This is a genomic window from Collinsella aerofaciens (assembly GCF_032584215.1).
In the GTDB taxonomy this organism is placed as follows: Bacteria; Actinomycetota; Coriobacteriia; order Coriobacteriales; family Coriobacteriaceae; genus Collinsella.
This window is the reverse complement of record NZ_JAWHPN010000041.1, coordinates 1-7175: the sequence shown is the minus strand read 5'-3', so window position 1 is coordinate 7175 and position 7175 is coordinate 1. Positions and strand designations below refer to the sequence as shown.

Annotated in this window: 8 protein-coding genes; all 8 read right to left on the bottom strand. The window is 59.7% G+C overall.

Going from position 1 to position 7175, the window contains the following annotated elements:
* Positions 1 to 297 precede the first annotated feature (297 nt).
* The 8 genes from RX395_RS09430 to RX395_RS09395 all read right to left on the bottom strand — a co-directional run bounded on the left by RX395_RS09430 (position 298) and on the right by RX395_RS09395 (position 7002).
* Positions 298 to 1512, bottom strand: coding sequence for an MFS transporter (locus RX395_RS09430; protein ID WP_316367180.1), 1215 nt, complete (start codon positions 1510 to 1512; stop codon positions 298 to 300).
* A 91-nt stretch (positions 1513 to 1603) separates the two neighbouring features.
* Positions 1604 to 2437 (bottom strand): PTS system mannose/fructose/sorbose family transporter subunit IID, encoded by an 834-nt coding sequence (locus RX395_RS09425; RefSeq protein WP_316367175.1) that lies wholly within the window; start codon positions 2435 to 2437, stop codon positions 1604 to 1606.
* A complete protein-coding gene (locus tag RX395_RS09420; RefSeq protein ID WP_196022812.1) occupies positions 2418 to 3191 on the bottom strand; it encodes a PTS mannose/fructose/sorbose/N-acetylgalactosamine transporter subunit IIC in 774 nt (257 codons plus the stop codon). Before RX395_RS09420 ends, RX395_RS09425 begins: the two co-directional genes overlap by 20 nt.
* Before the next feature lie 226 nt (positions 3192 to 3417).
* A complete protein-coding gene (locus RX395_RS09415) occupies positions 3418 to 4308 on the bottom strand; it encodes a DMT family transporter (RefSeq protein WP_316367177.1) in 891 nt (296 codons plus the stop codon).
* A gap of 88 nt (positions 4309 to 4396) precedes the next feature.
* Positions 4397 to 5230 carry a PTS system mannose/fructose/sorbose family transporter subunit IID gene (locus RX395_RS09410; RefSeq protein ID WP_316367175.1) on the bottom strand — a complete coding sequence of 278 codons (834 nt, stop codon included), beginning with the start codon at positions 5228 to 5230 and terminating at the stop codon, positions 4397 to 4399.
* The gene (locus RX395_RS09405) at positions 5211 to 5984 is read right to left on the bottom strand and encodes a PTS mannose/fructose/sorbose/N-acetylgalactosamine transporter subunit IIC (RefSeq protein ID WP_316367173.1); all 774 of its coding nucleotides are present in this window, start codon (positions 5982 to 5984) and stop codon (positions 5211 to 5213) included. The genes RX395_RS09410 and RX395_RS09405 overlap by 20 nt, the downstream gene beginning before the upstream one ends.
* Positions 5985 to 6042: 58 nt before the next feature.
* Positions 6043 to 6525 carry a PTS sugar transporter subunit IIB gene (locus tag RX395_RS09400; protein WP_099432286.1) on the bottom strand — a complete coding sequence of 161 codons (483 nt, stop codon included), beginning with the start codon at positions 6523 to 6525 and terminating at the stop codon, positions 6043 to 6045.
* A 57-nt stretch (positions 6526 to 6582) separates the two neighbouring features.
* Positions 6583 to 7002, bottom strand: a complete 420-nt coding sequence (locus RX395_RS09395; RefSeq protein ID WP_148346728.1) for a PTS sugar transporter subunit IIA — start codon at positions 7000 to 7002, stop codon at positions 6583 to 6585.
* Positions 7003 to 7175 lie beyond the last annotated feature (173 nt).

The window sequence follows — 7175 nt, the reverse complement described above, 5'->3', positions numbered from 1 at the left end:
AGCCCTCGTCGGCGACCTTGTCGGCGAGCGCGGTCATCTTCTTGCCGGTCTCGTAGAGCGCCTTGCCGTCCTCGAGATAGCCCTCCTGGTCGAAATGCATGATCTCGATCTTCTCGGTTTCCTTCATGGCTTTTCCTTTCTGTCCTGCACGCGAATCTATACATCGCGTTTCTTTTCGATACCAATTATAGACATACACCCAACGTGTTTTTAATACCACTTTTCAATCTGTTCCAATCCTCGGTGAACGGTCGAAATTCTCTGGTGAGTGGTATTAAATTAGAATTTGATGTATAGCTAACGCCCCCGGCGTCTCCCTTGCGTGACAAAGAACAGCGTTCCTACCAGCGCAATAATGGTCGATGCTCCAAACAGTACCGTCTGGACGCCCAAAGCCTCCGCCAAAAACGGAGCCGCCAGCAGCGGCACCACGCCGGCGCTCATCAGGCCAAAACGCACAAAGCCGGTAATGCGCCCCAGGTATTTGATGTCGGCACGCTCCTGAATCAAGATCATCTGCAGCGGCTCCAGGAACCCCCAGGCCAGACCGTTAATCGCCTGACCGATAATCGCGACCCCCAGCATATCGGTGCCCACGTACACCATGGACCCAATGCCCACGGCCATGAGCGCGCCGAGCAGCAATCGCAGGTTGACATGGCGAGCAGAAAGCTTGGTCAGGATGAACGCACCCACCGAGGAAGTGAGGCCCACGACCGAGGACAACCAGCCCAGCCAGACGATATCCACGTTGAGTACATCACGGTAGAACAACGACTCCAGCGAATCGAACGCGCCAAACGCAAAGAAACCCAAAAAGCCCGAGATAAAGATGAGGCGCAAGTCGTGGTCGCGAAACGTAAGTCGCGCACCCTCGGCCATGCCGCCCAGAATACCGCCCTTCGGCTTCTCCCCTTTTGCGGGAGCAACACACTCGTGACAGCCCAAGGAGAGCACGGCCGCCACACCCATCATGCCCGCCATGAGCAGATAAACCGATTGCGTGGCAAAACAGCTCACGATGGCACCGCCGAGCAGCGGGCCAGCGGTATAGGCGATATTGCTGTAGAACACCATGAGGCCGTTCACGCGGGTACGACCCTCGGTGGTCGACTCCAGGTATCCCGGAAACGCATGCGTGCAGGTGTTGATAAAGCCGCCCGCAAGTCCCAAGACGCACGCGGCAAACACAAGCCCGGGGACAGACAACGGCGCTAACCCCACGCCAAGCGATAGCACTGCCGTAATCACGCACGTCACAAACGACGTCCGGCGCGGTCCAAAGCGATCGATGACCGAGCCCGACACCATATTGCCCACCGACGTCATAAGATTGCGCGCGAGCGTAATGGCGGCAACCAAAAAGGCCGTGCCGGCCAGATCATACGTGGCCGCACCGATAAGCCCCAAAAAGTAGACCGCGTTGTTGGCGCACCACTGCAGGGACTCAATAAGAATCAGCCTGACCTCTGCCGGCGTCAGGCGCATTGCTTCGCGACCCTTCGCGAACATACGAACTCCTTCTATACAAAAAGGGGATGGAGAGCATAGGCCTGCTCCATCCCCTTTCCAGGTTGCAACGAAAATCTATGCAGCCGGGCCCTTACGCCAGCACGCCGAAGAACGCGCCGATGATGCCCACGACCATGGTGGCCACGATCAGCACCATGGGGTTGATCTTCTTGGACAGCAGCCAGTAGTACAGCCAGAAGGCGATCATGCCGAGCATGCCGGGCATGATGCCGTCCAGGATGTCCTGGAGGGTCTGGGCGTCCTCGCCCGAGCCGATGGCCACCGGGATGCTGGCCCAGAACATGTCCTTGCACATGGCGCCCACGACCATGACGCCCACGATGCCCACGCAGGTCATGATCTTCTGCATGAGGCCGGTCCTCTGGGCCTCGTCCAGGAAGCCCACGCCCAGCTCGTAGCCCTTGACGGCGCCCCAGATGCGCAGCGCGAAGCCGGGGACGTTGTAGATGAGCAGGAAGGCGATGGGGCCGAAGGGGTTGCCGGCCTGGCACAGGCTGATGCCCACCGCGGCGGCGACCACGCGCAGCGTCGACAGGAAGATGGAGTCGCCGATGCCGGACAGCGGGCCCATGAGGGCGGCCTTGACGTCGTTGACGCTCTCGGGCTCGATCTCGCCGCGGGCGACCTTCTCCTCCATGGCCATCGCGATGCCGCCGACGAACGGGGCGAACTGGACGGTGATGTTGAAGAACGCGCAGTGGCGGTGCAGGGCCGCGGCGTAGTCGTCGGGGCGGCCGGCGTAGATCTTCTTGAGCATGTTGGCGACCATCAGGCAGAAGGCGATGTTCATCTGCTTGTAGTAGGTCCAGGAGAACTCCATGCCCAGGGCGCCGACGTTGACGGCGCTCTTGACGAGGTCGGAGCGCGTGATCTTGTTCTCGGGACTAGAAGTCATCGTCCTCATCCCCTTCCGCGGAGAGCTGGGGCTGGGCTCCGCCCAGGCCGAGCAGGTCGAACTTGTCGATGCCGATGATGATGGCGATCAGGGCGACGCCCAGGACGGGCACGTTGGCGTAGGAGCACAGCAGGAAGCCCAGGAAGTAGAAGGGCACGAGCTGCTTGGTGAGCACCAGGCGGCCGAGCATGGCGAAGCCCATGGCCGGCAGGATGTTGGCGGCAACGCCGCAACCATCAATGATGAAGGACGGGACGAAGTCGAGCAGGCCCTGAATGGCATCGGAGCCCAGATAGAAGGCGCCGCCGCACAGCAGGAAATACTCAAGGCAGCCCCAAAGACCCATGCCCCAATGAACGGCGTAAATGCCTTTAAGGTTTCCCTTGAGGGCGAACCTGTCTGCCATATCGACAAACACGGTGAACAAGGCACTAGTAATGTTGCCGATCGTCAGCGAAAGGACAGCGATGGGCATGGCGAGCGCGATGGCCGTCTCGGTACCCTGACCGAGCTGAATGGCAAACGCGCAGGCGAGCACGCCGCCGATGGTTTCGTTAGGCGGCACGTAGGCGCCGATGGAAACCGAACCCATGAACAGCAGCTCCAGGCTGGCGCCGACGGCAAGACCAGTCTGCAGGTCCCCCAGCACCAGGCCCACGAGCGGGCACAGGACGATGGGGCGGAACGCGTAGAGGGTGCCGAGCTGGTAGTCGAGGCCTCCAAACGCTCCGACTAAGCCGACGAGGATTGCTTGGGTAAGCATGGTTCCTCCAAAATAGGAAATCTCGAGTCATAGCCGGTCACCGTCGCGCGCGCTGTTGATATCAATCCGGAAACTCGACCACACGGCCCGAAGCGTACCTGGTGTGCTGTTAACACCTAAGCCAGGCACAAATGATTTGATACCAATTATAGATATGCAGGTTCTTACTATTTAATACCACTCGCTCAGCGGGGTGTTTTTTACCGTAAACGGCAGACGTATCCCATCAGGCGCGCTCTTTGTTTCGATGGCGGACAAGCGTCACCAGAAAGCCATCGCCAAAGGCATCAGATGCCAAGTTGCCTACAATCACCAAAACGATTATCGCCGCGCCCAAAAACTCGTTCCAGCGAAAGACCTCGCCAAAGAGGAGCGCCGACCAGCAGGGAGCGAGCACGACCTCGCTCATGCAAACCAAGTTGGCCGCAAACGCGTTAGTGCGCGCAATCCCCTTGGCATACAGCACACTCGCAAGGCCGCTGCAAAAAAGGCCATGCACCAGCATAAGCCCCCACTCAAAGGGTTTTACGGAGCCTAGGTCGCCGGCAAAATAGACGATCGGCAGTATCGAGATGCCGCAGGAGATGAGCGAGGACACCATGGGCGACGCATCGGGGCGAGAGTTTAAAAAGAAACACAGCCCAAAGGTGGCTCCCGAAATGACGGCAAGCAGGTTGCCGAGCATGCCCTCGGCGCTCAAATCGCCTAAAAAGAAAAGTCCCATACCCGTAAAAGCAACCAACACGGAGGCAATCTTCGCAGGCGAGGGCAACGTGCGAGTTGCGAGCGACTGATACACGATAACAAAAATCATCGAGGTGTACTGCAGAACGATCGCGTTGCCGACCGTCGTGAGCTGGTTGGCAAAGTTAAACGTGGTGCCCGTCACGAAGTTGCAGACGGCCACAAGGACAATAAGACGGCTGACGCGGAGGACGGGCCTACCGACGAGCAGGATAAAGAGCGCCATAAATATTGCCGTAACGGCACCGATCAAAAGAGCTGACTGCGAATTGGCGCGAACGAGGATGCCGATAAAACTCCACAAGAGCGCCGTGCCAAATAGATACATCGCCCCGCTCACGCCATTATCGGGTGGATTGTCAGATCGAATCACGAAGCACCTCCAGCTAACTTTCGGTAATAAAAAACGGCGACCGCAACGGGTCGCCGTTTCCCTTGGGGGCAGAATAAAACGCAGGAACCTACGCCAGCACGCCGAAGAACGCGCCGATGATGCCCACGACCATGGTGGCCACGATCAGCACCATGGGGTTGATCTTCTTGGACAGCAGCCAGTAGTACAGCCAGAAGGCGATCATGCCGAGCATGCCGGGCATGATGCCGTCCAGGATGTCCTGGAGGGTCTGGGCGTCCTCGCCCGAGCCGATGGCCACCGGGATGCTGGCCCAGAACATGTCCTTGCACATGGCGCCCACGACCATGACGCCCACGATGCCCACGCAGGTCATGATCTTCTGCATGAGGCCGGTCCTCTGGGCCTCGTCCAGGAAGCCCACGCCCAGCTCGTAGCCCTTGACGGCGCCCCAGATGCGCAGCGCGAAGCCGGGGACGTTGTAGATGAGCAGGAAGGCGATGGGGCCGAAGGGGTTGCCGGCCTGGCACAGGCTGATGCCCACCGCGGCGGCGACCACGCGCAGCGTCGACAGGAAGATGGAGTCGCCGATGCCGGACAGCGGGCCCATGAGGGCGGCCTTGACGTCGTTGACGCTCTCGGGCTCGATCTCGCCGCGGGCGACCTTCTCCTCCATGGCCATCGCGATGCCGCCGACGAACGGGGCGAACTGGACGGTGATGTTGAAGAACGCGCAGTGGCGGTGCAGGGCCGCGGCGTAGTCGTCGGGGCGGCCGGCGTAGATCTTCTTGAGCATGTTGGCGACCATCAGGCAGAAGGCGATGTTCATCTGCTTGTAGTAGGTCCAGGAGAACTCCATGCCCAGGGCGCCGACGTTGACGGCGCTCTTGACGAGGTCGGAGCGCGTGATCTTGTTCTCGGGACTAGAAGTCATCGTCCTCATCCCCTTCCGCGGAGAGCTGGGGCTGGGCTCCGCCCAGGCCGAGCAGGTCGAACTTGTCGATGCCGATGATGATGGCGATCAGGGCGACGCCCAGGACGGGCACGTTGGCGTAGGAGCACAGCAGGAAGCCCAGGAAGTAGAAGGGCACGAGCTGCTTGGTGAGCACCAGGCGGCCGAGCATGGCGAAGCCCATGGCAGGCAGGAAGTTGGCGGCAACGCCAAAGCCAGCAAGGACAAAGGGCGGGATGAAGTCGAGCAGGCCCTGGATGGCGTCAGCACCCAGATAGAACGACAGCGAGCACAGCAGGAACGCCATGATGATACCGGTCAAACCGATCAGGAAGTGCATCGCATAGACACCCTTAAGGTTGCCCTGGGCAGAGAAAACATCAGCGCGGTCGACCAGGATCGGCAGGGCGGCGTTAAGGATGTTCTTGATGGCAAGGCACAGCGTGGCGATGGGCATGGCAAGCGCGATGGCTGCCTCGGTGCTCTGGCCCAGCTGGATAGCGAAGGCGCAGGCGAGCACGCCGCCGATCGTCTCATCAGGCGGCACGTAGGCGCCGATGGAGATCGAGCCCATGAACAGCAGCTCCAGACTCGCACCGATCGCGAGGCCGGACTGCAGGTCCCCCAGCACCAGGCCCACGAGCGGGCACAGGGCGATGGGGCGGAACGCATAGAGCGTACCGAGCTGGCAGTCGAACTTACCAAATGCGGCGATAAGTCCGATGAGGATTGCTTGGGTAAGCATATATCCCCCTTTCCTAATAGGACACTACGAAGAGCTCAGACTCTTCGAAATTGAACGCCTAGAGCACGCTGGCGCAGTCGACCTTGGGGTCGTCGGCCAGGGGTCGAATCTCGACCTCGACGCCACGATCCAGCATCTCGCGCACATCGGCTTCCTCGGCCGCAGTCAGGAAGATCTGACGAGAGACCTGACGAGCATCGGGACGCTTCTCGTCCTTTGGCTTGGTGTTGCCCAGGTTGACCGACTTGATCTGCGGGCAGCCCTCAACAAGCTGCTTTGCCTCAGCAATAGTGGCGACACAGATGATCATCTTGTACTTGTCGGTCACGCCCGAGTTGATAGCTTCGATTGCATGCTCCATATCTTTGATGACGAGCTTGCAGCCGGCAGGCTTGCCCATCTTGAGCGTCGTCTTCCACACCGGGTCGTTAGCGACCTTATCGCCCACGCAGAAGATGCAGTTGGAGCCAAGGCCCTGAACCCAGGAAACTGCGACCTGGCCATGAAGCAGGCGATGGTCAACGCGAAGTAGCTGAATCATAATGTGACCCCCCAAAGGTCTTGTGCCGTCATACGGCGTGTCAGTAGGTGCTGCGGATTAGAACTCTTCCTCCTCCTCGTCATCGACCAAAAGATCGTTGACAAACTTCACGCGCGTATCGTCCGCAGCGACGATGGCGCGAATCGTCTCCTCAACCGGCGCCGACTCGTCAGAGAACAGCAGCTGGATGAGCAGAGGAAGGTTCATGTTGGTAACGAGGTACGTGCGGGGACGCGTCTGGACGATCTTGGTGAACTCGTTGTTAACGCTACCGCCAAAGAGGTCGGTGCAGACAACGACATCATCGTCGGCAGACATGCCTGCCAGCAGTTTTTGGGCCTCCTCGGCCACGTCCATGCGGCCATCGACGAACATCGAAAGATCGTGGACGTTGTCGCGAGCGCCCGAGAGCAGCTCGACGCTCTCCTTGATGCCGGTGGCGAAGTGCGCATGGCTGGCGATGATGTACTGTCTCATTCTGTGTTCCTCTCAATAGCCCGGCACGTTCCCGCACCCGTTTTCTTTAGTAGTCGAACTGGTGATAGTAGCGACGATACTTGAGGTTGTGCTTGGTGACCGTCTCGTAGTAGCGAGCCAGGCGGTCGGTCACGAGCACCGTCAGAATCCACGGGGAGACGATGACGCGGAAC